This is a genomic window from Dietzia timorensis, from assembly GCF_001659785.1.
Lineage (GTDB): Bacteria > Actinomycetota > Actinomycetes > Mycobacteriales > Mycobacteriaceae > Dietzia > Dietzia timorensis.
This window is the reverse complement of the sequence record NZ_CP015961.1, coordinates 2,311,824-2,338,029: the sequence shown is the minus strand read 5'-3', so window position 1 is coordinate 2,338,029 and position 26,206 is coordinate 2,311,824. Positions and strand designations below refer to the sequence as shown.

Sequence of the window (26,206 nt, the reverse complement as noted above, 5' to 3'; positions counted from 1 at the left end):
TAGCATCCATTCGACGAAGCAACGCAGGCAGAAGGCTGTAGGGCTGTATCAATATGGGGAATTGGCATGGGGAATCAGGAATCCAGGGGTTCGGAACAGGGCGACTCAGAGCAAGCAGCGCCGTCTGAAAAGTCCAGGGGAAGGTTGGCTGTACTTGCCGACCGGGCGAACTCGGCCGGCAAGGCCGCACAGCAGTCCGCCTCGTCTATAGCGCAAAGCGCATCATTGCTCTCACTATTTGACAAGGCGTTTGCAGGATCGGGTGTCCTAGCAGACAAACAAGTTAAGAATCTTCGTGAAAAGAACCCGGACAAATCGCCGGTTGAGCTCGTCTCGAAACTGGAACGACGATTCTTGTCCGAAGTGACGGCTATTGGAGCGGCAACAGGCGGGACGGCGGCGGTGCCGGGTGTCGGAACCGTGGCTGCATTAGGAACTGCAGTCGGTGACACGACGGCATTCATGGGTCTTACAGCCGTACACGTGCAGTCGGTTGCACGCCTCCTCGAAGTCGATGTCGCGGATTCTGACCATGTGCGGGCATTGGTACTTGCCGTCCTTCTCGGTGGGTCTAGTTCAGGCGCCGTGAGTAAGGCAGCGGAGCGCACGGGAGCGCATTGGGGGAAATTGGCGACAAAGAAGGTGCCGACTTCAAGTATCAAACAACTTAACAAGGTGCTTGGACGAAATTTCGTCACGAAGTACGGATCTAAGCAAGGCATTCTGGTTATCGGGAAGATTGCGCCGTTCGGTTTCGGTGCTGCAATCGGGGCGGGTGGCAATCACCTTTTCGGACGAGGCGCTGTCAAAGCGACACGAATCACCTTCGCGGACGTATTAAAGGAAATGAAGACCGTTCCTGCGGACGTGCACGAATTTCTTGAGGCCGAAGTCCTCGACGAACAGGGTCATAAGGAGGATTAGCGGTCACACGATGGTCTCTAGATCGACTGGGGCAGGGAATGCAATGAGCAATTCTCGAATAGGTGGCCCGTCGCGGGAACTTCTGGGCGCCTTAGGTCGTTCTAATGAACGTAGATTGGTCATCAGTACGTATAGATCGACAATAAATCTCGTCTAGGGAAGGCAGAACAGTGCTCGGAAGCTCGAATCCAGTATTCAACAACATGAACGAGCAGGTGCAGCGCGGCGGCATCGGCACCGCGCAGCGCGGCGGCCAGGGCGGCTTTGGTCAGCAGGGCCAGCAGGGCGGTTACCAGGGCTTTGCGCAGGGGCAGCAGTTCGCGCAGCAGGCGGCCTTCCGCCAGGGCTACGAACAGGATTACCAGCAGCAGGCGCCCGCCGGCGAGCGGCCGATGACGATCGACGACGTCGTCACCAAGTCGGCGATGACTCTCGGCATTATCGTCGCGCTTGGCGCGGTCGCGTTCTTCCTTTCGCAGAATAACCCCGGCCTCGCCATTCCGTTCCTTCTCGTCGGCGGTATCGGCGGGTTCATCACCGTGCTAGTCGCGACGTTCGGCAAGAAGATGGGTTCCGCGCCTGTCACCCTGATCTACGCCGCGTTCGAAGGCCTCTTCGTCGGCGCGTTCTCGCTGGTGATCCCGTCCGCGTACGGCGTCGCCGGGGCGTCTATCCCTACGCTCGTGTTCCAGGCGATCATCGCCTCGATCGCGGTGTTCGCTGGCATGCTGTTCGTGTACAAGACCGGTGCGATTCGCGTGACCCCGCGGTTCACCCGTTTCATGACCGCCGCCATCATCGGCGTCGCACTCATGGCGCTGATCAACTTCGTCGCAGCGATGTTCTTCGACTTCAACCCGCTGCGTGATGGTGGACCGATCGCGATCATCTTCTCGCTCGTGTGCATCGGTCTCGCGGCGTTCTCGTTCCTCATGGACTTCGACAACGCCGACAAGCTCGTTCGCGCCGGCGCGCCCGCGAAGATGGCGTGGGGCGTTGCCCTCGGCCTCGCCGTGACCATCGTCTGGCTCTACACCGAGATCCTCCGCCTCCTCGCGATCTTCAACAACGACTAGAACGTCGGTCACCGTTGCCCAGAACGCGAACGCGGCCTCGCCACCCGGCGAGGCCGCGTTCGGTCTTTCCTGTCACCTTTCGCCCCGCGTACGGTCCCGCGGTGGCAAAATCGAATAGCGTACGCAACGACCTCGGCGTGGAAGGAGTGCAGTGAAATCCCGTTTCAAGCCACCCGTGTTCGACCGAGGGCCAAGGCCCCAATTGCGCGGGCATCTGCACTCCGAAGCCGCATGGTTCTTCGGTGGTTCCGGCTCCGCGCTCGTCGCCTTCACCGCCGCGACGTCTCGGGCCTCGTGGCTGACGTTCGCCGTCGTCATATATTCGCTGTGCCTCGTCGGAATGCTCGCCACCTCCGCGACGTATCACCGATTCCCCTGGCGCAGTGAACGCGCCGTAGTCGCCTGGCGCCGCGCCGACCACGCCGCTATTGCCGTGTTTATCGCAGGCACCTACACACCGGTCTTTATCGGAGCTTCCGACAGCCCGCAGCGGTTCATCATTCTCGGGGTGTGCTGGATCGCGGCACTGCTCGCCGTCGCACTCAATGTGGTGTGGATCGACCACCCAAGGTGGCTGTCGGTCACCGTCTACCTCGTGCTCGGCTGGATCGCCGTGTTCGACCTCGGCGGACTCATCGAGGGGCTAACGGTCCCGGCGATGGTGCTGATCCTCGTCGGTGGCGCAATTTATTCGCTGGGCGCGCTCGGCTATGCGCTCAAGTGGCCGAACCCCAGCGAGCGCTGGTTCGGCTTCCACGAGGTGTTCCACGCCGCGACGATCGTCGCCGCCGGGCTGCACCACATCGCCATCTGGATCGTCGTGTTCGAGGCGGTCACTGTCGGCGGTTAGCCGGAAAACCACTTCGGGGCCTAGGAGCCCGGCTATCCCGTGGACCGGCGGTTGTCGTAAGCCCAGCCCGGACCGCGCAGCAGGAACGACCAGCGTTCGCGCCACGACTCCGATGCCGCGACATCGCGCGCGATCGCAATCCACTCCGTGCCGAACACCCGTACCGGGTTGAAGGTGTCGATGTTTTTCGTCAGCCCATAGACGACCCGCGCATCCTCCGGCTCGAACGTGCCGAAAAGCTTGTCCCACACGATGAGGATGCTGCCATGGTTCTGGTCGAGATACTCGGCGTTGGAACCGTGGTGTGCGCGGTGGTGCGACGGGGTGTTGAATATCCGCTCGAACGGGCCGAGCTTGTCGATCGCCTCGGTGTGGACCCAGAACTGATAGATCAGGTTAATCGCCCGTGCGTCGGCGAGCACTCGCGGGCGCACGCCGATCGATGCGAGCACGGAATACGGGACGAACAAGGTGAGTGCCTCGCCCCACGGTTGCCGTAACGCGGTCGAAAGGTTGTAGCGCTCGCTCGAGTGGTGCACCGAATGCACCGCCCACAACCAGCGAACCTCGTGCGAGAGTCGGTGGTTCCAGTAGTAGATAAAGTCCCAGCCGAGTACCGCGACCACGTAGGCGAGGGTGCCGGAGCCCAGGTCGCGCCCGGTTCGTCCGAAGATCTTCTTGCTCGCCGTGGATGCGCCCCACTCCGTGGCCACGACGAGCGCGGTGGTCGCGACCGACGATACGGCGGCCGCCCGGCCGATACTATTCAGGACCGGCGGAAGCTCGGCGGGGCCTTGATGCTGAGCGGCTCCGGCGTCATAGGCGGTTGGGGTAGGGCGCGGCTCGGGGACCACGCCCGCCTCGGGAAGTTCGCCCCGGCGATGACGGCGGAGAACGTCGACTACCGTGGCGACCGCGCCCGAGCCCACCGCGAGACCGAGTGCCGCCGTGGCGGCCCGCCCGCGCCCGGACAGCGAACCGAACAGTGCCTTCGACACGTGCGGGGCGAGGAGACTGCCGAGGCCCATCGACAAGCTCGCCATGGTGTCCTTGAACTCGTAATCGCCCGCGCGGGTTCCGGCGACTCTCGGGTTCCGCTTCTGCCACGCGTACTCTGCCGCCATCGCGCCAACATAGGCGGGAATCGCGACCACGGTCAGGTCGATTCTCATTGATCGTCCTTTCGTCGACGCTGCTTCGTCCCTTGAAGCAGGCGGAGAGTAGTGATGGGAACCACACTAGGTCGTTCTAGACATCGGCCGATGGGCAGGGCGCGAGTGTCCAGAAAACGGACAGTCGTAGTTCACATTTGTGCGTAAAGCTGAGAGTCCCTCAAGTTTTGCCGATCCCGGGTGACACCGGTTTCGCGGCGCGGCTAACCTGAGGTGTAGCGGCGACTTAGTGGTCTAGATCACTCCGCCGTCATACGCGATTAGGGCCGCGATACGCGGCGAAAGTGAACCCGAGTGAAAGGTTTCTTCCCATGCAAGGACTCATGCAGGACGTCCCGCTCAGCCTTCCGATCATCATGGACGGCATCGAGACGCGCTTCGCGCACAAGCAGGTGAAGACCCACTCGATCACCGGCGAGAGCACGACGATCACCTACGGCGAGGTCGCCGATCGCATCCGCCGCCTCGCCGGTGTGCTCGACACCCTTGAGGTGCCGAACCAGGCGCGCGTCGCGACGTTCGCGTGGAACACCCACCGCCACCTCGAGCTGTACATGGCGGTGCCGTGCTCGAACCGCATCCTGCATACCGTCAACCATCGCCTGTTCGCCGAGGACATCGAGTACATCGTCGGTGATGCCGAGGACGACACGATCTTCATCGATCGCTCGATTCTCGGTGCGCTGTTGCCGATTCTCGACAAGATTCCCACCGTTCGCCACATCGTTGTTATGGATGACGGCGTGGGGCCGGAAACCCCCGAGGGCGACGATCGCTTCCACGATTACGAGACGCTGCTCGCGGACGCCTCGCCGGTCATGGACTTCGACGTTCCGGACGAGCGGCAGGCCTCGGCGATGTGCTACACCTCCGGCACTACCGGGCGCCCCAAGGGCGTGCTGTACGACCACCGTTCGATGTTCCTCCACGCGATGGCCATCCAATTCGCCGATACTCTTGCGATCTCCGAGGCGGACCGCGTCCTCGGGATCGTCCCGATGTTCCACGTCAACTCGTGGGGTGTGCCGTATGCCGCGATGATGTGCGGCGCGGACCTCGTGCTGCCGGGCAACGCGATGACCCCGGACCTGCTCGCGAAGGCACTTGTCGAGGACGAGTGCTCGATCGGCCTCGCTGTGCCAACGCTGTGGCGCGGTATCTTCCCGCACGTGCAGGGCAAGTCGCTTCCGAAGCTTCGTCGCCTCGTGTCCGGTGGGGCGCCGATCCCCGTCGAGCTGTCGCGCGACTACCAGCGCGAGATCGGCGTTCCGCTGTCGAACGCGTGGGGCATGACGGAGACGAGTCCGCTCGTGTCGACCGGCCACATCCCATCGGACCGGCAGGACGCCTCCGATGATGAGAAGGTCGAGATGCTCGCGCTCGCCGGGATCACGATTCCCATCGTCCGCGTGCGCATCGTCGACGAGTTCGGCGAGATCGTCGCCCAGGACGGCGAATCCACGGGCGAGCTGCAGTGCCGCGGCGCGACGATCGCGTCCGGCTACTACGGCGTGGAGAACTCCGGATCCTTCACCGAGGATGGCTGGCTCAAGACGGGCGACGTCGCGACGATCGACTCTCACGGCAACATCACGATCGTCGACCGCACCAAGGACCTGATCAAGACGGGCGGCGAGTGGATTTCCTCGGCGGAGCTCGAGAACTGGATCGCGGCTGCGCCGGACGTGGCGGAGGCTGCCGTGATCGGCCGACCGGACCCCAAGTGGGACGAGCGCCCGGTGGGCATCGTGGTACCGGCGGAGGGGCACAATCCGACGCCGGACACGATTCGCGAGTACCTGAAGGACAAGGTTGCGAAGTTCTGGATCCCCGAGGACTACGTATTCGTCGACGAGCTGCCGAAGACCGCGACGGGCAAGATCAACAAGGTCACGCTGCGTAAGGCGCACGTGAAGTAAGTTTGCTTGGCTTGCTGCGGCATTGACACCGCATTGGATAACCGCGCCCCGGGAACATTCCCGAGGCGCGGTTACTCATTTCGGTGAAGCAATTATTCGTGGCGTTCTGTAGTCACTGTCTACGAGCGGCAATGTCTGGAGGCTCGGCTAATGCGAGATTTCGGCGATTCGTTAGCGTGGGGAGCGCTCTATTGGGCCTTGTTCTGTTTGTGGATTGTCGGTGCCGCATTCACGTTGATGATGCTCAGCGAGCCCCCGGAACCTGCGTTCCTGCTACACGACTTGATAAACGTTCCTCTTGCCACCTTGTTTTGGGCTGCGCTCGCGGCAATTTCCTACGGAATCGTTGGAGTTCCGTTCTTTGCTCTCATAGTTTTCGTCGTGAAGAAGGTGCGGAAGCGACACAAGGCGATGCGAGCAGCGCAGGAACTCTAGCTGCAGTATCCGTCTGGCGTGCAAACCGTGCCGGTGCCGTCATCGAGGCCGAGGAGCTCGGTGAACGAGGTGAGGGCAGCGGTAGGTTGCTGTGCGGCTTGGCTCGCTGGATCAGTGGACTCGGAAGCAGGGTTGTTCATGCGTGGGATCCTTCCGTGTTGGCGGTGCCCTCGGAATTGGCTGCGACCTGGCGCAGCGCCTTGCGGAAGGTGTCCGTCGGTAGGGCGCCGGGCGCTGCGAACTTGCCATTGAACACGAAGAACGGAACTCCGCCGGCGCCCATCTGGCGTGCGGCCTGGATTTCCTGCTCGACCACGGCGTCAGACTCCTGGGAGGTGAGGGCCTCGCGGGCTGCGTCCTCCGAAAGGCCATGTGCGGAGGCGGCGGTGAGGATGTTGGCCTCCTCGAACGGGTTGAGGGTGCCGGAGAAGTAACCGCGCTGGAGGTCGAGGAAGAACGCGGTGCCGGTGGCGCCGTCGTCGCCGGGGTGGGCGGCGTTGATGGCTTGCATCACCCGGTGGATCGCGCGCGTGTTCGCGAAGGGCCGGTCGATGGCGAAATCGCGACCGAGTTCCTCGGCGAGCGCGGCGACTTCGCCTTCCTTGGCACGTGCGACGTCATTCGACACACCCATCTTGGCGGCGAGCATCTCGGTCGAGGTTTGGGTGACCTCGGCGGGCGAGGTCGGGTCGAGTTCGAAGGAGCGGGCACGCAGGCGCACCTTGTCGGAGAGGCCTTCGGCCTCTATCGCCTCGAACAGGCGCCCCTCTCCGATGTAGCACCACGGGCAGACGACATCGGTCCACACGTCGATCTCGATGAGCGGCTGCGGGGAGACGGGGGACTCTACGGGCGTAGTCATGGTGGCACCTTCGGGCTGGGGATTTCTGCTTCCCCTAGGACAACGCAGCCGCGCGTGAAAAAGTCCCGGGCCTAGAGCGGAAGGCCGAGCTTGCGGCGGCGCTCGCGCTTGAGTTGGTTGACGACGGTCGCCGCAACGAGCCAGGCGGTGAGGATGTAGAGGGCGTCGAGGCCGAAATTGTGGAACGAAGCCGCGCCGAGCCCGCCGCCGACCGCGAGGCATACCCACATGAGCAGTGGATAGACCCACGCGGTCTTGTCGCCACCGAAGAATGAGTCGACGAAACGCTGCGCTGCTTTGACCAGCGTGCCTGTCACGTATGTGAGGGGTACTGCGACCTCGCCGCTGCGCTCGAACGCGGAGTTGAGAGCGCCGATCGCGAGCGAAATGATGAGCATCGCGACCAAATCCGGGCCGAAGGCGTGGAGGAGTGAGGACGACAGCATGAGCAGCGAAACGAATGCCAGGACCGCCTCGCGTGCGCGGTACAGATTGAACCGTTGGGTAGTGACACGGTGGACCACGGTGCCGAGCATGACGCCGACGACGAACAGCGCGACGCAGCGCACTGATAGCCACATGAGGTCGGTCTGCCCCTCGATGCCGGACACCGCGATGCGCGTGGTGTTGCCGGACATAAACGACAGAAAAACACCGCCGAAGAACATGAAGCCCACCGAATCCGCGAAGCCGGCGGAGCCTGCGAGCGCCATGGCGAGAGCTTTCTCGCCGGGCCGATATCGCTTCATGTAACTCCCGGAGCCTCGTCGTTGCGATGGAAGTTTACTTCAGCGCCCCTTTCATCGGGTCAAGGTATTCGCCGGGAAAGGTCGGGAGACGGTCACGATTCCCTCACCTTTTCATCCTCGACTCGGTCGGGAAGGAACCCGTGTTGTACGCCCCACAGAACTGCCTGGGCGCGCCGGGACACCCCAATCCTTCGGTAGCAGCTGCGGATGTACGTTTTGACCGAGTTGATGGTGATATTGGCGTGCCGGGCGATTTCTTCGTTGCTGAACCCCTGGGTGATCAAGGCGAGGATCTCAGCTTCACGTTGGGTGAGACCCTCTTCCCGGCCCGGCCAATCGCCGTAGTTCGCCTGCAGCCTGCCAGGGGGATTGTGGACGGGCTCGTCGCCGCGGTGGATAGCCTCGATCGCCTCGACCATCTGGTGTGCCGGCGTGGTCTTGGAAATGTATCCGGCGACACCTCTCGCTAGAGCCTCAGCGATCTCCGACTGACCGATTTCCCACGAATAGAGCACCGCCTTCCCGACACGAGAATTGTCCGCTATCGCCGCCGAACGTTGGGGGGACGAACGTGGGCTCGCGAACGAATCGTAGAGAGCGATATCAGCGCACGAGTCGACGTGATTATCAACGCTCAATTCCACGAACTCGATTCGACCCTCGTAGCGTCGCAACATTGCCCTGAGGCCTTGCACGACGATGTCGTAGTCGTTGACGAGGGCCACTCTGATCGCACTCATACAGAAATCCTACGTGTGGGAAGACGGAAAAAACGGTGCGGCGTGGGCTCTGCCCCGGGGCTCGCTATGCAACCGTCCCCATGCGGAGACCGTCGCGATCAGGGCGGCTACCGACGGAGCGGATCGACCTCGGTTGCCGCGATATGTTCGGGTCGACGCGAGGTGCTTTCGAACGGTTCTTGCGGCGCATTGGCAACGCTATTGAATACCAAGAAAATGTTCGAGCGAGGGTAGGGAGTGATGTTGTTGCCGGAACCGTGCATGATGTTCGAATCGAACCATAAGCCAGCTCCTGCGGCTCCGGTGAACTGGTCGATACCGAGCTCTGCGGTCAATTCGGTGACGTCATCTTGAGCCGGAGTGCCGACCTCTTGGCGAACGAGAGAGGTTTCCACGTTGTTGTCGGGCGTGTTTCCTTGGCCTGGAATGAAGTATCGGTGCGACCCGGGGACAACCATCAGTCCACCGTTGAACGCGTAGTTGTCCGTCAGTGCTATCGATAGGCTGACGGCGCGGGGGGACGGTAGCCCGTCTTCGGCGTGCCAGGTTTCGAAATCCGAGTGCCAGTAGAATCCGCTACCTGCGAACCCGGGCATGAAGTTGATGCGGCTCTGGTGGAGGTATACCTCGGAACCGAGGAGGAATCGTGCGGTTTCGAGCACTCGCGGGTCCACTGCGAGCGCGGCGATGTCCGCGGAGGTCTTGTGAACGTCGAAGATCGAGCGGACGTCCCCGGAGCCGGGTTCCCGGATCACCCGCGGATCGTCGGTATCGGACGACCGGGCGATGAGGCGGTTGAGCTCCGACCAATACTTCTGTACTTCCGCCGGGGTCAAGAGTCCGGGTTGAATGGTGTACCCGCGTTTACTATGCCCCGAAACGTCGAAGCCCGTTGGCGGAGAGAACCGAGAATCTTCGTCTGCCCACACCGTCGGCACCGAACGCTCTTTCCATGCCATGCGGCCGAGGTGGTCCCGTTTCGCAGACGAGCGCGTCGGGTAGAAGTCGATCCGGGAATCATTGACCTGCAGATGCGAGTTGTCGCTGCCGCGGTCTGGTGAATCGTGTGTCTGCATTGAACCTTTCCGCTTGTGCTGTCGACTTACTTTCCTTGTCGCGCATGCTCATCGAGCGAGGAGAAACGCCCACACCGACAGACGGGACGATCCTCGCACCATTTGTTTCAGCTCCCGAAGGGGCTGACTACGCCTCACGCTAGGGCAGCGTCGGCGTCAAAACTTCACCCTTAAGGGTGAAGAACTACATCTGTCGTCGGTCTACGGTGGTGACGTACGGATCGCGCCGTGTTCGACGCGGCGAGGTCGAAAGATGTCTCAGAGGGGTGGATGATGAACTCCGAAATCGGTCCCGACGCAGAATTGAATCCCGAAATGCCGAGGGGAACGGAACTCTTTGTGGCACAAGACATCGGTTCGAGAACTTCTCGTAAAGTTGCAGGTGAAATCGCCTCTCAGGCCGAGAGCGCTCACACGCGACAGAAACGGAAAGTCACCGACCTGACGGCGGCGCCGAATCTTCGCAGCTTCCTCGGCCGTGCTTCGGCCCTACACGGGACCGCGCATGGAGAAGAGACTGAGCGGATCGTACGCGCCACGCTCGAGCTCCTTGCCGAATCTGCCTCGACGGGACAGCATGCCGCGCTCAAGGCGGAGTTTCCCGATGGGTTTTTCCCCGACCGCACAGCGGGATCGGAGACTTCGGGCAACGCATGAGGTCCTTGAACGGCGGGCGCATACACGAACGCGAACCGCTCTGGCGCAGGCCGGAGTTCACCACCGACCTCATCCAGATTCTCAAGACCGTCGTGGCTGCCGCCGCCGCGTGGTGGATCGCCGTAACCCTGCTCGAGTCGTCGTTGCCGTTCCTGGCGCCCTGGACGGCGCTGCTCACGGTTCATGCGACAGTGCACCGGTCACTCGTTCGCGGCGTGCAGACCATGGTGGCCTCAGTGCTCGGCGTCGCGCTGTCGTTCCTCGTGGGGCACTACCTCGGCGTCAGCTTGTGGAGCTTCGCTCTGGCGATCTTGATCGGTGTCGCTGCCGCGCGACTATCGTGGCTTCGCGAAGAGGGGATAGCGATCGCCACGACGGCCATCTTCGTTCTCGGAAGCGGCTTCGGTGAACAAGCTCCACTGCTGATCGACCGCATATTCGAAGTGGCTGTCGGCGTGGGAGCCGGCGTTCTGGTCAACCTGGTGATCATCCCACCGCTGAGAGAAAAACAAGCAGCAAGGTATGTCGACAATGTCAACGAACGCATGGGCAAGGTTCTCGTGAGCGTCGCCGAGGAGTTCTCCAAATCGTGGGAGACGGACAAGGCGGATACGTGGTTCGAGGAATGCGAATCCATCGCCTCCGAGCTGGACTCGGCGTGGGAGGTGGTCTATTACGCGCGGGAATCGCGGAGGGGGAATCCCCGCATGCGCTCCGGCGCGTTCGGGCCGGCCACGCGCGCCGGCACCCCCAAGGATTCGCGATCGGTCGCTGGATACGAAGATATTCTTACGCGGGCGAACGAGGGCGTTTCGCACCTTCTCCACCTGGCACGAACTCTCCGCGAGGCCACGCAGGGGTACAGAAACTGGGACGAGCGATTCCGCTCGCAATGGGCGAATATCGTCGGGGACGCCGGACGGGCTATCTCTGATCCGGATGCGGATGTCAGCCCGCTTTACGATCGCCTCACCGATCTGTCGGCGACTATGGCCAAGAACGAGGAAATCGATCCGATGTCCTGGACGCTGTACGGTTCCCTGATCACCAGCGTGCGGCACATCGTCGTCGTAGTCGACGACGTCGCGTCCTCGCGCAACGCGCGCGAGCGTACATAGAGACAACGGCGCCGCCCGTGCCCAGCTAAATCGCGGGGCACGGGCGGCGCCGTGCAGTAAGACCGAGGTGGACTAGCTGTGATGTCCAGGGAGGTTGTACCGCTGCTCGGTGGTGAGTCGGGGTGACAAGGGAAGACCTCCGGTAGTGGAGTGGAGCTGTCTAGTTCACCGCTTCAGGTCCCGGAGGTCTTCATGTCCCACGCTAACGCTGTCTTGACGCCACGCACACGATTGCGGCTGGCGAAGTTGGTCGTCGAGGACCATTGGACGTATTCAGCGGTGGCGAAAATGTTCATGGTCGCGCCGCGCACAGCGAGAAAGTGGGCTGATAGATACCGGGCCGAAGGCGCCGCGGGAATGGCCGATCGCAGCTCGCGTCCTCGCCGTAGCCCGAGCAAGACACCGCAGTCAGTCGTGCGTCGGATCGTGGCGTTGCGCTGGCGCAAGCGGCTCGGACCGGTCCAGATCGCTGGCCGGCTCGGCGTGCCTGCCTCGACTGTGCATGCGGTGCTGGCGCGATGCCGGATCAACCGACTCACCTACATCGACCGCGTCACTGGGGAGCCGCTGCGCCGTTACGAGCACCCGTATCCAGGCTCGATGATCCACGTCGACGTCACCAAGTTCGGCAACATCCCCGACGGCGGCGGACACAAGTTCGTCGGTCGCAAGCAGGGCCAGCAGAATTCGCTAGCAACAGCGCATCGAACGGGCGAGCGTGGGAAGGATTACCGCCCGCGAATCGGCACCGCCTACGTCCACACGGTGATCGATGACCACTCCCGGGTCGCCTACGCCGAGATCTGCTCTGATGAGAAGGCCGAGACCGCGATCGGGGTCCTGCGCCGAGCGAGTGCGTGGTTTGCCGAACGAGGCGTTGTGGTCGAACGAGTTCTTTCCGACAACGGCTCGTGTTACCGCGCCCACACCTGGCGAGATGCATGTGCTGACCTGGGTATCAAGCACAAGCGAACACGTCCCTACCGGCCACAGACCAACGGCAAGATCGAGCGTTTCCACCGCACCTTGTCCGACGGCTGGGCCTACGCCCAGTTCTACGCGTCAACTGCACAGCGCAACGCAGCCCTGCCTGAGTGGATGCACTTCTACAATCATCACCGAGCACATTCCGCTATAGGAGGCCAGGCCCCAGTCACCCGACTGACCAACCTCCCTGGACATCACAACTAGCTCAGACGCTCGAGCACCATAGCCATGCCCTGGCCGCCACCGACACACATGGTCTCGACGCCGAACTGGGCGTCGCGCTCCTGCATGTTGTGGATCAGCGTGGAGGTGATGCGGGCGCCGGTCATGCCGAACGGGTGGCCGAGCGCGATGGCGCCGCCGGAGACGTTGAGCTTCTCCGGGTCGATGCCGAGCTCGCGCTGCGAACCGATGACCTGCACAGCGAACGCCTCGTTGATCTCGAAGAGATCGATGTCCGAGACCTGCTTGCCGGCGCGACCGAGCGCCTGGCGGGTGGCCTCGATCGGGCCGAGACCCATGATCTCCGGTGAAAGACCGGTGACGCCCGTGGACACGACGCGCGCGAGCGGCGTGAGGCCGAGCTCCTTGGCCTTCACATCGCTCATGACGACCAGCGCAGCGGCGCCGTCATTGAGCGGGCAGGCGTTGCCGGCGGTGATCGTGCCGTCGGGGCGGAACACCGGCTTGAGGCCGGAGATGCCCTCGAGCGTGGTGCCCGGGCGCGGGCCGTCGTCCTTCGACACGACCGTGCCGTCGGCGAGGGTGATCGGGGTGATGTCCTTGTCGAAGAAGCCGTTATTGATGGCGGCCTCGGCGCGGTTCTGCGAGGTCACCGCCCACTCGTCCTGCTCCTCGCGGGTGATGCCCGTGTACTGCGCGACGTTCTCCGCCGTCTGGCCCATCGCGATGTACACGTCCGGGATGTGGCCCTCGGTGCGCGGATCGGTCCACTTATCGGCGCCACCCTCGGCACGCTTCGCGGTGCGGGCGAGAGCCTCCTCGTAGATCGGGTTCGTCGACTCGGGCATGTTGTCCGCCATGCCCTTGACATAGCGGGAGACGGCCTCTACACCTGCGGAGACGAAGATATCGCCCTCGCCGGCCTTGATGGCGTGCATCGCCATCCGAGTCGTCATCAGCGAGGAGGAGCAGTAGCGGTTGACCTGCACGCCGGGGACCTGGTCCAAGCCGAGGTTGACCGCGAGGATGCGACCGATGTTGTAGCCCTGCTCGCCGGCGGGCTGGCCGCAGCCGACGAGGAAATCGTCGATCGTGGTGGGGTCGAGCTCCGGCACCTTGTCGAGTGCGGCCTTGATCATCTGGGTGGCCATGTCGTCGCCACGCATGTCCTTCAGCGAGCCCTTCATGGCGCGACCGATGGGTGAACGTGCGACTGAGACGATGACGGCTTCCGGCATGGATACTCCTTTATTGCGCGGTCAAATGTGCCTTGCGAGCAAGCTTACTAGTGTCTCCGAAGTGAGCCCTCGGCGCGCTAGGCGTCCGCGCGGCTCTCGGGCTCGGTTCCACGGGATTCGTGCAGCTCCGCGGTCTCTTCTGCGGAACCATTCGTGTCGGGGGCTGCTGTCCCACTTCCCGCTTTTTCTTCACCCATGACGCCGGAGGAGCGGTTCCCCCCGGGCCGGAAGCGGCTGAGGCGGAAGAAGCGGCCGGCCGCCCGGCGAGCCTCTGCATCGGCGGAATCGGCCGACACATTCCGGTCCTCCGGAAGCGGTCCGGGGCGGTAGGCATGCGAGCCCGAACCGCTCGCCGCGGAATCGTCTGCGGCGGCCTCGGCACGTGCGCGTTCGCGGTGCGAGTCGAACACTTCGGTGTCGAAGGGCGAATCGGAGTCGGCGCCGCTCGCATCGTCCGAATCGCCGGGGCGCACGACGTGCACCAGGCGCCACAGCAGCTGCTGGACGACCGTGCCGTCGTTCGCCGTGGCCGTCGTATCAACCTCGTCCTCTGAGGTGGAACCTTCGACCTGCGTCGCGTCGTCTGCGTCGGCGGTTTCGGCGCCCGCGGAGACCTTGCCGTCGGCGGCGGTTTTGGCGTCCTCGTCCCAGATCTCGAGCGCGATGAGGGTCGGCGGGAGCAGGATCGCGGCCGCGAGCTCGTAGCCGGCCGAGTTCGGGTGGAACTGGTCCGCCGAGAAGAAGTGGTCCGGGCGATCGCGCAGCTCCGGCGTCAGAGTTTCGGAAAGGGGAACCGGGATGCCCCCGGCGGACCGAACCTGATGGGCCTGCAGCGCGGCCAGCCGCAGGCTCCATGCGTGCATGATCGAGCGCAGCGGCTGCGGCACGGGCTGGATGACGCCGAGGTCCGGGCACGTGCCGACGACGACCTTCGACCCCGAATCGACGAGTGTTTGGACCGCCTCACCGAGGCGCGAGGCGGAGGCGGAGAGACCGTTGCGGGCGGTGATGTCGTTGCCGCCGATGAGGATGACCGACACATCGGGCTTGCCGCCGGTGATCTGCATGGCCTCGATCTGCGACCACAGGCCTTTCGAGGAGGCGCCGACGATCGCTTTGGTCGACAACCGCACCGACTGTCCGGACTCCTCTGCGAGCCCTTTGGCGATGAGCACGCCGGGTAGCTCCTCGCGCGAGGAGGCGCCGAGCCCGGCGGCGGTGGAATCGCCGAAAATCATCAACTCCAGGTCGGCGTGCATCCCGAGGCGCCACGTCTGCGGTGCCGACGCGCCGGGTAGATAGAGCCCGTCACCGTTGAAGGGCCACGTCGTCGGCTTGGGGATGACCTTGCGGGCAATCCGCGCCTGCGCGGCGAGAAGCTCGTAGGCCCCGCGCGAGGCGCCGACGGAGCCGGCGGCGGCCACCGCGGCCACGCCGACCCCACGCAACATGCGCATCGTCGCGTCGTCGCTGGCGCCTGTGCTCATCTACGTGTTCTTCCTCTGCCGTGCTCGTTTGCTCTTGCCTCGGTTCGCCGGGGTCGGTTTCAGGTTACGCGCCATGCGCGCCAATTCCGCGAGTGCGGAGCGTGCGCCCTCGGGCCCCTGCGCCAGGTCGATCGGATACTCGACGATCGAGATATCCGTGTGCACGATGCGCCTCGGCCGCGGCGCCGCGCCGCGCCTATCGGCGGGGTAGACGAGAAAGGCGTGGTTGACGCCGAGGGCCGTACACGCAGCGAGGAGTCGGAAATGCGAGTCGAGTTCGCCGTCCGCGGTGGTCGGATATGCGGGGGCGAACGTGGCGATCGGCGCGCCGTCGCGCACGTACACCAGGCCGGTCGGCACCGAGATGAGGTCCGACTCGCGGCCGTTGGAGTGGCGGGGCAAAGAATCGTCGTCCGGCACAGCGGGGGAGGACGTGGCCTGCTGCGGCGCGGACGCGGGTGCTGCGGCCGCCGCGGCGGCACTCCCGGAAGCGGTCCCCCGGGCGCGGGAACCGGAGTGTCGGGAGCTTGCGCCTCCGCCCGAGCTGTCCTCGAGGTAGACGACCGGGTCCCGCAGGAGTTCCTCGCCCTTCGCCGTCATACTTTCCGAAAGGATGTCGGCGACGTAGCTCTCGAAGAGATCGGGCATCTCGGTGACGAAGGCGGCGAGCGTGGAGGACTCCGACAGCGGGTCGACGTCGAGCCACACGCTTGTGAGGATGCGCTCGGCGAGGACGAGGGCATCGTGGAAGCGGGCATTGATGCGCGAAGGCGTCCACTCGGGCAGCTTCTGGCCGTGGCCGAAGATCTGCACGTCCGCGAGTCGAAACTCGAGCTGTGCGAGCTGGCGGCGCAGCGCATCGGGCAGGCCGGGCAGGAACTGCAGCCGGTATAGCGCCGTGTGCAGGATCTGGTTCTCGGGGATGTCCGGGGTGAACTCGGAGTAGGTGACCTCGAGGGGGATCGTCATCCCCGGGTGGCGGCGGATCTGGTCGGAAATGCGAATACGGCCGCGCACGGTGGACAGCGCGTCGTCGACGCGCTTGTAGCCGCGCATGAGCCCGCGGGCGAGCTCAGGTTCGGCGAGCGCGATGAAGGACCGGGCCATGGACGTCCACAGATCGTCGGTCTCCGAGGCGCCGATCGAGGTGTTCTGGAATGCGCCCGAGGGCGCGTAATCGAGCAGGAAGAACAGATCGGACAGCCCGAGGTTGGCATGGGGCAGCACCGACACCGAGCGGGTGCCGATGCGCACCGCGCCGACGTGGCCGTTGGGGATGATGCGCCAGCGGCCGGTGCGCGCGGGGAGGACCTCGAGCAGGCCGGTGCCGGCGAGGGCGACGGCCTCGGCTCCGGTGAGCTCGACGACTCGGCCCTTGCGGTCGAACTCGTCGAACTCCACCGTGGTCTGGGCGGCGATCATTATGTGCGCCCCGCTACTTCTTCTTGAGCGAGCGGCGCAGCGCCTCCAAGCCGAAACGCTCGCGCACCTCCGACCGCGTGAGGCGGCCGTAGTAGTGCTCGTCGAGCAGCGGGAGCAGGTCGAGCTGCCAGATCTTCTCCAGCCCCTCGTCGGTCTGGGCCTCGTCGCGCATGAGGTACGACGGGCCGATGCGCAGGTCGCGGTCGGCCTCGTCGATCTCGGCGTTGAGCGCATCCAAAAGATCCGCGGGCTCGGTGTTCTTGCCCTCGGCCTTGAACTTGCGGCGAAGCAGGCCCGCGACCGGAGCCTCGTCCGGGTGCAGCTCGATGAACGAGAAGCGACGGCGGATCGCCGCGTCGACCATGGCGATCGAGCGGTCCGCCGTGTTCATCGTGCCGATGATGAACAGGTTGCGCGGCAGGCGGAAAGAATTGTCCGGCGAGTACTGCGGCAGCACGGTGCGGTCGCGGTACTCGAGCAGGAAATACATCTCGCCGAATACGCGCGCGAGGTCCGCGCGGTTCATCTCGTCGATGATGAGGAAGTTCGGGTGGCCGCGCCCAGCCTCGGAGGAGGCGCGGGCGGCCTGACGGCGGAGAGGCCCGGCTTGCAGGGAGAACGCGGGCTGCCCGTCGTCCGTGAGCGTCGGCCGGTAGCCCTCGAAGAAGTCCTCGTAGCTGTAGGACGGGTGGAACTGGACGAGCTGCACGCGGGACGGGTCGTCCGGGCCCGCGAGGAAGCGCGCGAGCTCCAGCGCGAGGTAGGTCTTACCGGTGCCCGGAGGACCGTAGAGCACGATCTGCTGGCGAGACTGCAAGGTATCGACGTAGTCCTGCAGCTCCTTGCGGGACATGCGCAGGCTGTCGGCGAACTCGTCGGTGATCTCCGGCAGCTCCGGGATCTTGCCCGCGGCCGGCGCCTCGCCGGGAGCGACCTCGGAAGAATGGTGGCCGGGGTGCATGAACGCGAGAAGCGGGTCGAGCGCGTCGGTGAGGTCGACGACCGAACCGGGTTCGGCGATGAGTTCGGACAGCGGGCTGTCGAGCTGATCGACGTCCATCGTCGCCGAGACCCACCGGACGCTGCGCTCGAGCTGCTGTCCGCCGTCATCGACGTAACCGAGGTCGTCGGTGAGCGTGCCCATGTGGAGCTTGCCGCCGGCGATCGTGGCGACGACGTCCTGCGGATTCATCCGCGACAAGAACGTGAAGATCTCCGCGGTGAGCTGGAACCGCGCCTGGTAATCGTGGTGCGGATAGCCCTGCTCGACGGCCTGCGAGACCTCCATGCGGGAGGCGTGCGCGGGAATGCGCGGCAGGTGCGTCGCCGGGACCGCGATGCGGTTCTGCGAGACCCACTGCGCGGCGGTCTGCGCGCCCGCGCGGCCGGGACGGACGAGCCAGGCGCGGCGCGAGTGGTCGTTTTGGTAGCGCTGCCAGCGCTGGGCCACCTGTCCGCGGTACCAGTCGACGCTGCCACCCATCTGCGAGGCGAGCTGCTCGCCGATGCGATGCAGGTCCTGGTCGATATCGAGCTCGTCGATGCCGGAGGGGCCGCCGATGAGATCGGCGAAGGCGTCACGGATCTTCGTCTTGTGCTCGTGCTTGACGATGGGCTGGAAGAACGCCGGCCACGCGAGGTACTGCAGCGAATAGCGAATCGCGCGCCAGTCGCCGGGCGTCGACCGTGCGACGCGCTGGAACTCCCACGGATCGGACAGAGCGGCGTCACGAGTCGCTTCGTCGACCTCCGCCCAGTGCACGATGAACGAGGCGAGCCAACGCAGGTGCTCGCGGATCTGCACGTTGAACCCGAGGCCGCCGGTGAGCGGGCCCTTCTCGTCGAGCGCTGCGAGCAGCGGCGCGGGGATGGCGAGCTTCGGCTCGGTCCACGACAGCACCTCACCCACACGTGACCGCTTGAGCCGCGAGGTGACCGTCGACAGCGGAAGCTGCTGGATGTAGAGCAGCTCGGCGGCGAGGATGATGACCGGGTGCTGCGCGCCCTCGAGCTGCTCCTGCAGGGTCTGCATCACAGGGGAGCGGAGCACGTCGGCGTTCTTCGCGGCACCGGCATCCTGCGGTTGTTCGGCCGGTTCGGCGTCGAGCAGGCGGATCAGTTCTTCGGCGACCTCGGGTGTGAACGTATAGAGGTCCGGCTCGAATGCCGACTGGCCGATGCGCAGGGCAGGGCCGAGTACCTGCCACGCTGCGGTCTCGATCTCGGGAGCGGGACCTGTCGGACGTTCATGTGCACCTTGAGTCACGAAAAGTAAACCTCGGTTCTTACGTATAAGGATGGTGCGCAGCGCAGTGGGCGCACGCCTCCGTCATATGTCGAAGTTACCAGGGGCGCGCCCACCGGTAGGTATTAGTTGATCATCCGGCGGCCGCCTGGCGATCGACGAGCCGCTGCAGTGCCGATTTCGCCACCTGTGCGTACAGGTCGCGGCCCTCCTCGCCCGCCGGGTGGACGTTGTCCGCCGCGAGCAGATCCGGCCGTTCGGAGATCGCGGCATCCCAGTCGCCGACCTCGGCGTTGGGGTGGTTCGCGACAGACTCGGCGATACCGGCGTTGATGTCCGCGTTGACCGGGAGCGACGAGTGCGCGTTCATCACCACGACGAGCCGGTCCGGGCCGATCTCGTCCATGATCGCGTCGATGTATTCGGAGCCGGCGGGGCCATTCGCGCCCATCGCCACGATGATGACGTCGCGCTCCACACCGGCGGCGGAGAGCTCCTGCAGGATCCCGGGGACGGCGATGAGGCTGCGCGAGACCTCGGCGTTGACCTGTGCGGGATCCATCCCGGGGAACGCCCGCGTAAAGGCCTCTGTCGAACCGAGCGCCACCGAATCGCCGATCACCGAGATGTCGGTGCCGGCGGGCAACGGCTGCGGCTCCGGCGGAAGCTCCATCTCGTTGGCAGCCGAGGCGGACGCGGACTGGCCGCCGGCGGCCTCGAGCTGTTCCTCGATCGACGTCTTCTGCGGGGCCGTGGTCACCGAGTACGCACCGATCCCGGTGAGCACAACCATTGCCGCGGTGAGCGCCGTCGCGCCGACCGGGAGCAGTCGGCTCTTGACCGGCGGCGCGGCCTTGGCGGCGGCGCGCGCGGTCACCGGCTTGGGTTCGGTGTCCTGACGCCGGACGAGCTGAGCCACCCCGCCGTAGCCGTAGCGCTGGAACGGCAACTCGATCCAGACGTAGCTCAGGTGGCTCAGGAGGGTGACGACCGCGATGGTGAGCACCGCGACGAAGCCGGACTGCGCCTGCTCGGGGTTGTCGTCGAACAGCTGCCCGGCGATGACGAACACCGGCCAGTGCCACAGATACATCGAGTACGAGCGGCGCCCGACCCACACCATCGCCGGGTGCGACAGCGGCGCGGTGAGCGCGCCCCGGCCCAGAGCGGCCGCGGCGATGAGCACCGCAGTAGCGAGGCAGATCACGAAGATCCCGCCCTGGTAGGCAAGCGCGTCCTTGTCGTTCATGAGGAAGAACGCGGCGACGATGACCACTCCGGCGATGCTGGACGCGAGGGTCCATGCAGCGTCCGTGCGCCATGGGAACGCGTCCCCGGTCCAGCGGGAGGCGAGCTTCGAGGTGTTCTGCGAGCTGGTGACGACGGCGAGGGCCGCGCCGATGAGGAGGCCGAACGCGTGGGTGTGCGTGCCGAAATAGATCGGCGAGGAGTCCGTTCCCTCGGTGTACCCGGCCCACATGAGCGCGGCCGAGCCGACCGCGAGGGCGAAAATGACCACCGCGAGCGCGGTGCGGCGCATCGGCATGCGGCGCACCAGCCACAGCAGCCCGAGCAGCACGAGCGGCCATACGAGGTAGAACTGTTCCTCGATCGCCAGCGACCAGTAATGGAGGAACAACTGCGGGATCTGCGATTCGAAATAGCTGGTTTCGGTCGCTATCTGTACCCAGTTGGTGGTGAAGGTGAGGATTCCGAGCACCTGTTGCCACAGCCCGACACGGAGGTCGGCGCTGACCAACAGCGCTGCCGCGCAACTGGCCGCCATCACCGAAAAAGCTGCGGGGAGGATCCGACGGGCACGGCGGAGCCAGAAGTTCTTCAGCGACACCTCGCCGTCAACAGTCTTCTCCCGCAACAACAACGAAGTGATGAGGAAGCCGGAGAGAACGAAGAAGATATCGACGCCGAGGTACCCGCCGGGAACCGAGGCGGGAAACAGGTGAAAAGCGAACACGGACACGACTGCGATAGCGCGCAGCCCGTCCAGTGCATTATTTCGCCGATGTGTCGAAATCCCCTGGGTCACGGTGATTTACCTCCTCACCACAGCGCGCCCCCAACGGCCGCCGACCTCACGTTTCACCCCGAGAACCATAGCGCATGACGGCGCAAAAACGGCACCCGCTCGCGGCGGGTGCCGTGTTTCGTCGACCAGATCGCGCGCCCCGGTCGGGGCGCGGTCGGACTATGCCTTGTAGGGCTCCGCGGTGACGATCGTGACCTTGATCATCGAACCGTTGGGCGCCGGGTACTCAACCGTGTCGCCGGACTTGGCGCCGAGGACGGCCTGGCCGATCGGCGAATCGGGGGAGAACGTCTCGAGGTCTGCCTTCGACGACCCCTCCTCGCGGGTGGCGATGAGGAACGTTTCCTTGTCGTCCTCGTCGCCATCGAAGTAGACGCGGACAACCGAGCCGACATGGGCGACGCCCGACTCGGTCGGGGCCTCGCCGATCGTCGCATTCGACAGCAGCTCGTCGAGCTGGCGGATGCGCGCCTCTTCCTGCCCCTGCTGCTCGCGCGCGGCGTGGTAGCCGCCGTTCTCCTTGAGGTCGCCCTCTTCGCGCCGCTCGTTGATCTCGGCGGCGATGACCGGACGGTTCGCGATGAGCGCTTCCTTCTCGGCCGAAAGCTTGTCGTAGGACTCCTGAGTGAGCCAGGTCTGGCCTTCAGTCATTGTGGCCTCCCTCAAATGGTGAGTTGACTAGATGCCGGCGGCAGGGCGGCCGGTATATGGAAATGCACGGCCGGCGACTGGCGCAGGTCCGTGCAGCGAGAGGAATTCTAACACAGGTGCAGGTAAGCGCGTCGCGCTCGACGCCATCCCAGGATAGTGCCGGGCTACTGCCCGGAAGCGGCCTCGTGGTCGAGGTAGGGCGGGACCTCGTAGGCGCACCCGTAGAGCTCGGAAACGTAGGCGCGGGACGTGGTGGAGAATTCGACCGATGCATTCGTCGTCTCCTCGCCCGGCGGCAGGTAGACCTCCGCCCGGCCGACCTCGGCGCCGGAATATTCACGGCTACGGAAAATGCAGTAGGCCTCGCGATCCGGCTCGGAGCGATCAATCGACGCCGTCGCCGAGACCGTATGGTCGTCGATGACCTGGGCGTCGGTGACCTCGCCCTCGATCTTCTCGGCAGTGAACTGCTCGTAGATGTAGGCGCCGACGGCGACGAGAAGCGCCACCGCCAACACGGCGAGGATGACCGCCATGATGCGGCTGGGCACGAGCCCGACGTTGTCGGAAGACTTCGCGTAGCGACCCTCCGGGCGGTGCGGGGAACCGCCGCCCTTGCCGGGTTGATCACGCTGGGCCATGGAGAATCCCGCCTTCGTTCCTTGCCTCGTCCGCGCCGCGAAATACCCACCTGGTGGACGCGGACACCGTTTACCTTCCTAGAATAAGGGGCAGCGATTGAACGGGCCGCATCCGCGGTCCCAGCATGACGTTTCAAGGAGCACACATGCCAGGCTTGCGCCTGCTGGCGGTACACGCCCACCCGGACGACGAATCGTCGAAGGGCGCAGCAACCATGGCGCGCTACGTCGCCGAGGGGCACGACGTGCTCGTGGCCACCGCGACCGGTGGGGAGGCCGGGAGCATCCTCAACCCCGCGATGGACACCGCGGAGGTGCGCGACAACATCTCGGCCGTGCGCCACGAGGAGATGTCTCGCGCCGCCGCCGCGCTCGGCGTCTCGCATCTGTGGATGGGCTACGTCGATTCCGGCCTTCCCGAAGGCGATCCGATGCCGGCGCTGCCGGAGGGCTCCTTCGCGACGCTCGACCCCGATGTCCCCACGCAGAAGCTCGTGCGGATCATCCGGGAATTCCGTCCGCACGTCGTCATAACCTACGACGAGAACGGGGGCTACCCGCACCCCGACCACATCCAGGTGCACAAGATCTCGATGGCGGCCTACGATGCGGCGGCGGACCCCGAATATCACCCGGAGCTCGGCGAGGCATGGCCGGTGCAGAAGCTGTACTACACGCATGGCTTCCTGCTCTCACGGTTCAAGCTGCTCGACGAGGCGACGTACAAGCTCACCGGCGAGCACCCGTTCGAGGACTGGTTCAAGCGCGCCGAGGAACGCGGGACCAAGGACATCATGGACCGGGTCACCACGCGCGTGCCCTGCGGCGAATACTTCCGCCAGCGCGACGACGCGCTGCTCGCGCACGCCACGCAGATCGATCCGACGGGAATGTTCTTCCGTGTCCCGCTCGACGTGCAGCGCAACGTGTGGCCGACCGAGGAGTTCGAGCTCGCCCGCACCCGCCTGGATCTGCCCGACTACGGCGAACCGGACTTCGAGGACGACCTCTTCAATGGTGTCCAGGGCAATGAGCCGGAGTGGAGCATTTGATGCCGGGACTGCTAGACGCGCAGCTCGCGGTGTACCAGGGCGCGACGATCCTCGCGCAAGCCGAGCCGGAGCCGCCCGAGGGCGCCGAATTCGGTAAGGCCTCGCCGATCGGCATCCCGGTCGTGCTGTTACTGCTCATCGTCACCGTCGCGCTCGTGTGGAACATGAATTCCCGGCTCAAGAACCTTCCCGACTCGTTCGACCCGGAGGATCCGGAGGCCGATCAGCTCGTCGACGAGGGCACCGACCGCTCCGGGGTCGTCACCGACGCCGATGACGACGGAGATATTCCGCAGCCCGGCGACCGGTAATTCGGCGTTCCTCCGCCGACATTCGCGAGGCCTCCCACCTGCGAGGGTGCGATTTGAGTCCCGAGATCTGGGACGGGTGTTGCCACGGCGCGGGAGCGCGGGGTGGTGCGGCGAGCGCAAGTTGTGCTACGTTCGTGGCGTGTTGAACGCGCGCAGGTATTGGTTTAGCGGGGCTCCGGGTGGAGCCGCCGCTAGTTGCACTGCCTAGCGCGTAACGCCCGGAGCCGGAAGCGATGGCCTGTCCACAGGTCGTCGCTTTTTTGTTGCCCCGGGCTTTTCGCTTTTCGGCTGATGCCCCCGGGGCGCAGGCTCTTTCAGCCACGCCAGATGACCCCGAAGAGGAAGACACACCGATGAGCACAGAAGAACATCCCGGCACCCAACCCGGCAGCGACACGCGGGCGGACGGACCCACCGACGACCGCCGCGTGGTCAAGTTCCACCCGCTGCCCTCGCCGCGCCAGGTGCGCTCGGAATACCCGCTGTCGGATATGGCCGTCGAGGTCGTCGAGGATGGGCGCCGCGGCGCCGCCGATATCCTCGCCGGGCGCGACGACCGTTTGCTCGTGGTCGTCGGGCCGTGCTCGGTGCACGATCCCGAGGCCGCGCTCGACTACGCCCGCCGGTTGGCCCCGCTCGCGTCCGAGCTGTCCGACCAGCTCCACATCGTGATGCGCGTGTACTTCGAGAAGCCGCGCACCACCGTCGGCTGGAAGGGGCTCATCAACGACCCCGACATGGACGGCACCTACGACATCGCGCGCGGGCTGCGCGTGGCGCGCAAGCTGCTCACCGACGTGCTCGCGCTCGGACTGCCGGTCGGATGCGAATTCCTCGAGCCCAATAGCCCGCAGTACATCGCCGACGCCGTGTCGTGGGGCGCGATCGGTGCGCGGACGACCGAGAGCCAGGTGCACCGCCAGCTCGCCAGCGGCGTGTCCATGCCCATCGGGTTCAAGAACGCCACCGACGGCCGGGTCGGCGTTGCTCTCGACGGCTGCCGCTCGGCTGCCTCGGGGCACCACTTCTTCGGGCTCAATGGCGATGGCGAGACCGCCGTCGTGGAGACCACCGGCAACTCCGATTGCCACGTGATCCTGCGCGGAGGCACCGCCGGGCCGAATGCCGACGCGGCCTCGGTGTCGGCGGCGTGCGAGGAGATCGCCGCGGCGGGGATGAACCCGGGCGTGATGGTCGACGCCTCGCACGCGAACTCGGGTAAGGACCACGTGCGCCAGGCCGAGCTGCTCGGCGAGCTCGCCGAGCGCATCGCGGCGGGGGAAACCGGCGTCAACGGGGTCATGGTCGAGAGTTTCCTCGTCGGCGGTGCACAGTCCACCGACGCCGAGCCGCTCACCTACGGGCAGTCGGTGACCGATAAGTGCATCGACTGGGACACGACCGCCGAGCGGCTACGCGAGCTGCGCGACGCCGTCGCCCGCCGGCGGGCGCTCGTCTCGGTTCCCGCAGAGTAGGTCGTGTGGCGCCGCGTGTCGTCACGCGGGCGCGCATGCCGAACCGCGCACGTATCGCCCGACGGAACGAGACGTGCGGCGCGTGCGCGGTAGTGTGGAACACGTGAAATTGCCCTCTCCCGTTTACTCGCTGTACGAGAACCGGCTGCGCGCGAGCCTGGACTCGGAGCGCATGCCGCGGCACGTCGCCGTGATGTGCGACGGCAACCGCCGCTGGGCAAAGGAAGCAGGGTTCACGGACGTCTCCCACGGGCACCGCGCCGGCGCCGTCAAGGTCGCCGAGCTGCTCCAGTGGTGTGATGATCTGGGCATCGAGATCGCCACGATCTACCTGTTGTCGGTGGAGAACCTCGAACGTGACGCCTCGGAGCTCGATCTGCTGCTCGACATCATCGGCGACGTGGTCGAGGAGATCTCGCGATCGAATTCGAACTGGCGCGTCGGGGTCGTCGGCCACACGTGGCTGCTGCCCGAGCCGCTCGCGGCCCGGCTGCAGGCGGCCCAGGATTCCTCGAAGGACAACACTGGCACGTTGGTCAACGTGGCCGTGGGCTACGGCGGGCGGCAGGAGATCACCGATGCCGCGCGGGATCTGGTCGCCGAGCTCGTCGCGGACGGAAAGTCCGGGGAGGAGCTCATCGAGGGAATCACGGTCGACGGGATCGGCGAGCACCTCTATACCAAGGGCCAGCCCGATCCGGACCTCGTGATTCGTACGTCCGGCGAGCAACGCCTTTCCGGGTTCCTGCTGTGGCAGAGCGCCTATTCGGAGATCTGGTTCACCGAGGCGTATTGGCCGGCGTTCCGTAAGGTCGATTTCCTCCGCGCGATCCGCGACTTCGGGCAGCGCAACCGGCGCTTCGGGAAATAGGCGCCCCTCCGACGTCAG

General features: G+C 65.2%; 24 protein-coding genes. 11 read left to right on the top strand and 13 right to left on the bottom strand.

Annotated features, from left to right (window positions below; translation table 11 throughout):
* Window positions 1–66: 66 nt before the first annotated feature.
* From BJL86_RS16790 to trhA, 3 genes are all read left to right on the top strand, one after another.
* Window positions 67–924, top strand: coding sequence for a hypothetical protein (locus BJL86_RS16790; RefSeq protein ID WP_197487633.1), 858 nt, complete (start codon window positions 67–69; stop codon window positions 922–924).
* Between the two features lie 203 nt (window positions 925–1,127).
* Window positions 1,128–2,000, top strand: a complete 873-nt coding sequence (locus BJL86_RS10750) for a Bax inhibitor-1/YccA family protein (RefSeq protein ID WP_067476874.1) — start codon at window positions 1,128–1,130, stop codon at window positions 1,998–2,000.
* 151 nt (window positions 2,001–2,151) lie between these two features.
* Complete coding sequence (trhA, locus tag BJL86_RS10745) at window positions 2,152–2,850, top strand: PAQR family membrane homeostasis protein TrhA (protein WP_231887270.1); 699 nt, start codon at window positions 2,152–2,154, stop codon at window positions 2,848–2,850.
* A gap of 32 nt (window positions 2,851–2,882) precedes the next feature.
* Here trhA and BJL86_RS10740 read toward each other — a convergent pair whose 3' ends face one another.
* A complete protein-coding gene (locus BJL86_RS10740) occupies window positions 2,883–4,022 on the bottom strand; it encodes a sterol desaturase family protein (RefSeq protein WP_067476845.1) in 1,140 nt (379 codons plus the stop codon).
* A 311-nt stretch (window positions 4,023–4,333) separates the two neighbouring features.
* Here BJL86_RS10740 and BJL86_RS10735 point away from each other — a divergent pair, with 311 nt between their 5' ends.
* On the top strand, window positions 4,334–5,941 hold the full coding sequence (locus BJL86_RS10735; protein ID WP_067476848.1) for a long-chain fatty acid--CoA ligase: 1,608 nt from the start codon (window positions 4,334–4,336) through the stop codon (window positions 5,939–5,941).
* 431 nt (window positions 5,942–6,372) lie between these two features.
* On the opposite strand, the gene BJL86_RS17140 is transcribed toward BJL86_RS10735, so the two are convergent.
* From BJL86_RS17140 to thpD, 5 genes are all read right to left on the bottom strand, one after another.
* Entirely contained in the window at window positions 6,373–6,516 is a 144-nt protein-coding gene (locus BJL86_RS17140; protein WP_156515403.1) for a hypothetical protein, read from the bottom strand.
* Window positions 6,513–7,238, bottom strand: a complete 726-nt coding sequence (locus BJL86_RS10725; RefSeq protein WP_067476854.1) for a DsbA family oxidoreductase — start codon at window positions 7,236–7,238, stop codon at window positions 6,513–6,515. The genes BJL86_RS17140 and BJL86_RS10725 overlap by 4 nt, the downstream gene beginning before the upstream one ends.
* A gap of 71 nt (window positions 7,239–7,309) precedes the next feature.
* Window positions 7,310–7,987, bottom strand: coding sequence for a YoaK family protein (locus tag BJL86_RS10720; RefSeq protein WP_067476855.1), 678 nt, complete (start codon window positions 7,985–7,987; stop codon window positions 7,310–7,312).
* A gap of 92 nt (window positions 7,988–8,079) precedes the next feature.
* Window positions 8,080–8,727: a helix-turn-helix transcriptional regulator gene (locus BJL86_RS10715; RefSeq protein ID WP_067476858.1), complete on the bottom strand. Its 648-nt coding sequence runs from the start codon at window positions 8,725–8,727 to the stop codon at window positions 8,080–8,082.
* A gap of 107 nt (window positions 8,728–8,834) precedes the next feature.
* On the bottom strand, window positions 8,835–9,803 hold the full coding sequence (gene thpD / locus BJL86_RS10710) for an ectoine hydroxylase (protein WP_197487634.1): 969 nt from the start codon (window positions 9,801–9,803) through the stop codon (window positions 8,835–8,837).
* Window positions 9,804–10,076: 273 nt separating this feature from the next.
* On the opposite strand from thpD, the gene BJL86_RS10705 reads away from it, so the two are divergent.
* The 3 genes from BJL86_RS10705 to BJL86_RS10695 all read left to right on the top strand — a co-directional run bounded on the left by BJL86_RS10705 (window position 10,077) and on the right by BJL86_RS10695 (window position 12,769).
* Entirely contained in the window at window positions 10,077–10,460 is a 384-nt protein-coding gene (locus BJL86_RS10705) for a hypothetical protein (RefSeq protein ID WP_197487635.1), read from the top strand.
* Complete coding sequence (locus tag BJL86_RS10700; protein WP_082908651.1) at window positions 10,457–11,578, top strand: FUSC family protein; 1,122 nt, start codon at window positions 10,457–10,459, stop codon at window positions 11,576–11,578. Before BJL86_RS10705 ends, BJL86_RS10700 begins: the two co-directional genes overlap by 4 nt.
* Window positions 11,579–11,770: 192 nt before the next feature.
* On the top strand, window positions 11,771–12,769 hold the full coding sequence (locus tag BJL86_RS10695) for an IS481 family transposase (protein ID WP_083657673.1): 999 nt from the start codon (window positions 11,771–11,773) through the stop codon (window positions 12,767–12,769).
* Here the strand turns inward: BJL86_RS10695 and BJL86_RS10690 are convergent.
* The 7 genes from BJL86_RS10690 to BJL86_RS10660 all read right to left on the bottom strand — a co-directional run bounded on the left by BJL86_RS10690 (window position 12,766) and on the right by BJL86_RS10660 (window position 22,479).
* Window positions 12,766–13,986: an acetyl-CoA C-acetyltransferase gene (locus BJL86_RS10690; RefSeq protein WP_067475030.1), complete on the bottom strand. Its 1,221-nt coding sequence runs from the start codon at window positions 13,984–13,986 to the stop codon at window positions 12,766–12,768. The genes BJL86_RS10695 and BJL86_RS10690 overlap by 4 nt on opposite strands.
* Before the next feature lie 77 nt (window positions 13,987–14,063).
* Window positions 14,064–15,473, bottom strand: a complete 1,410-nt coding sequence (locus tag BJL86_RS10685) for an SGNH/GDSL hydrolase family protein (protein ID WP_067475033.1) — start codon at window positions 15,471–15,473, stop codon at window positions 14,064–14,066.
* Window positions 15,474–16,895 (bottom strand): McrC family protein, encoded by a 1,422-nt coding sequence (locus BJL86_RS10680; RefSeq protein ID WP_067475037.1) that lies wholly within the window; start codon window positions 16,893–16,895, stop codon window positions 15,474–15,476.
* A 13-nt stretch (window positions 16,896–16,908) separates the two neighbouring features.
* Window positions 16,909–19,161: an AAA family ATPase gene (locus BJL86_RS10675; protein WP_082908537.1), complete on the bottom strand. Its 2,253-nt coding sequence runs from the start codon at window positions 19,159–19,161 to the stop codon at window positions 16,909–16,911.
* 112 nt (window positions 19,162–19,273) lie between these two features.
* Complete coding sequence (locus tag BJL86_RS10670; protein ID WP_067475043.1) at window positions 19,274–21,187, bottom strand: acyltransferase family protein; 1,914 nt, start codon at window positions 21,185–21,187, stop codon at window positions 19,274–19,276.
* 159 nt (window positions 21,188–21,346) lie between these two features.
* The gene (gene greA, locus BJL86_RS10665) at window positions 21,347–21,838 is read right to left on the bottom strand and encodes a transcription elongation factor GreA (RefSeq protein WP_067475046.1); all 492 of its coding nucleotides are present in this window, start codon (window positions 21,836–21,838) and stop codon (window positions 21,347–21,349) included.
* Window positions 21,839–22,002: 164 nt separating this feature from the next.
* Window positions 22,003–22,479, bottom strand: coding sequence for a DUF4307 domain-containing protein (locus tag BJL86_RS10660; RefSeq protein WP_067475049.1), 477 nt, complete (start codon window positions 22,477–22,479; stop codon window positions 22,003–22,005).
* Window positions 22,480–22,625: 146 nt separating this feature from the next.
* Between BJL86_RS10660 and mca the strand changes: the two genes are divergently transcribed.
* The 4 genes from mca to BJL86_RS10640 all read left to right on the top strand — a co-directional run bounded on the left by mca (window position 22,626) and on the right by BJL86_RS10640 (window position 26,188).
* The gene (gene mca / locus BJL86_RS10655; protein ID WP_067475052.1) at window positions 22,626–23,531 is read left to right on the top strand and encodes a mycothiol conjugate amidase Mca; all 906 of its coding nucleotides are present in this window, start codon (window positions 22,626–22,628) and stop codon (window positions 23,529–23,531) included.
* Window positions 23,531–23,842: a hypothetical protein gene (locus BJL86_RS10650; protein WP_067475056.1), complete on the top strand. Its 312-nt coding sequence runs from the start codon at window positions 23,531–23,533 to the stop codon at window positions 23,840–23,842. Before mca ends, BJL86_RS10650 begins: the two co-directional genes overlap by 1 nt.
* 353 nt (window positions 23,843–24,195) lie before the next feature.
* Window positions 24,196–25,317, top strand: coding sequence for a 3-deoxy-7-phosphoheptulonate synthase (locus tag BJL86_RS10645; RefSeq protein WP_067475059.1), 1,122 nt, complete (start codon window positions 24,196–24,198; stop codon window positions 25,315–25,317).
* Between the two features lie 103 nt (window positions 25,318–25,420).
* On the top strand, window positions 25,421–26,188 hold the full coding sequence (locus BJL86_RS10640; RefSeq protein ID WP_067475108.1) for an isoprenyl transferase: 768 nt from the start codon (window positions 25,421–25,423) through the stop codon (window positions 26,186–26,188).
* Window positions 26,189–26,206 lie beyond the last annotated feature (18 nt).

Excerpts from the sequence above, each read along its gene's own strand:
- BJL86_RS16790 (WP_197487633.1), top strand. The coding sequence starts at position 67 with ATGGGGAATCAGGAATCCAGGGGTTCGGAACAGGGCGACTCAGAGCAA.
- BJL86_RS10750 (WP_067476874.1), top strand. The coding sequence starts at position 1,128 with ATGAACGAGCAGGTGCAGCGCGGCGGCATCGGCACCGCGCAGCGCGGC.
- BJL86_RS10740 (WP_067476845.1), bottom strand. The coding sequence starts at position 4,022 with ATGAGAATCGACCTGACCGTGGTCGCGATTCCCGCCTATGTTGGCGCG.
- BJL86_RS10735 (WP_067476848.1), top strand. The coding sequence starts at position 4,334 with ATGCAAGGACTCATGCAGGACGTCCCGCTCAGCCTTCCGATCATCATG.
- BJL86_RS17140 (WP_156515403.1), bottom strand. The coding sequence starts at position 6,516 with ATGAACAACCCTGCTTCCGAGTCCACTGATCCAGCGAGCCAAGCCGCA.
- BJL86_RS10725 (WP_067476854.1), bottom strand. The coding sequence starts at position 7,238 with ATGACTACGCCCGTAGAGTCCCCCGTCTCCCCGCAGCCGCTCATCGAG.
- BJL86_RS10720 (WP_067476855.1), bottom strand. The coding sequence starts at position 7,987 with ATGAAGCGATATCGGCCCGGCGAGAAAGCTCTCGCCATGGCGCTCGCA.
- BJL86_RS10715 (WP_067476858.1), bottom strand. The coding sequence starts at position 8,727 with ATGAGTGCGATCAGAGTGGCCCTCGTCAACGACTACGACATCGTCGTG.
- thpD (WP_197487634.1), bottom strand. The coding sequence starts at position 9,803 with ATGCAGACACACGATTCACCAGACCGCGGCAGCGACAACTCGCATCTG.
- BJL86_RS10705 (WP_197487635.1), top strand. The coding sequence starts at position 10,077 with ATGAACTCCGAAATCGGTCCCGACGCAGAATTGAATCCCGAAATGCCG.
- BJL86_RS10700 (WP_082908651.1), top strand. The coding sequence starts at position 10,457 with ATGAGGTCCTTGAACGGCGGGCGCATACACGAACGCGAACCGCTCTGG.
- BJL86_RS10695 (WP_083657673.1), top strand. The coding sequence starts at position 11,771 with ATGTCCCACGCTAACGCTGTCTTGACGCCACGCACACGATTGCGGCTG.
- BJL86_RS10690 (WP_067475030.1), bottom strand. The coding sequence starts at position 13,986 with ATGCCGGAAGCCGTCATCGTCTCAGTCGCACGTTCACCCATCGGTCGC.
- BJL86_RS10685 (WP_067475033.1), bottom strand. The coding sequence starts at position 15,473 with ATGAGCACAGGCGCCAGCGACGACGCGACGATGCGCATGTTGCGTGGG.
- BJL86_RS10680 (WP_067475037.1), bottom strand. The coding sequence starts at position 16,895 with ATGATCGCCGCCCAGACCACGGTGGAGTTCGACGAGTTCGACCGCAAG.
- greA (WP_067475046.1), bottom strand. The coding sequence starts at position 21,838 with ATGACTGAAGGCCAGACCTGGCTCACTCAGGAGTCCTACGACAAGCTT.
- BJL86_RS10660 (WP_067475049.1), bottom strand. The coding sequence starts at position 22,479 with ATGGCCCAGCGTGATCAACCCGGCAAGGGCGGCGGTTCCCCGCACCGC.
- mca (WP_067475052.1), top strand. The coding sequence starts at position 22,626 with ATGCCAGGCTTGCGCCTGCTGGCGGTACACGCCCACCCGGACGACGAA.
- BJL86_RS10650 (WP_067475056.1), top strand. The coding sequence starts at position 23,531 with ATGCCGGGACTGCTAGACGCGCAGCTCGCGGTGTACCAGGGCGCGACG.
- BJL86_RS10645 (WP_067475059.1), top strand. The coding sequence starts at position 24,196 with ATGAGCACAGAAGAACATCCCGGCACCCAACCCGGCAGCGACACGCGG.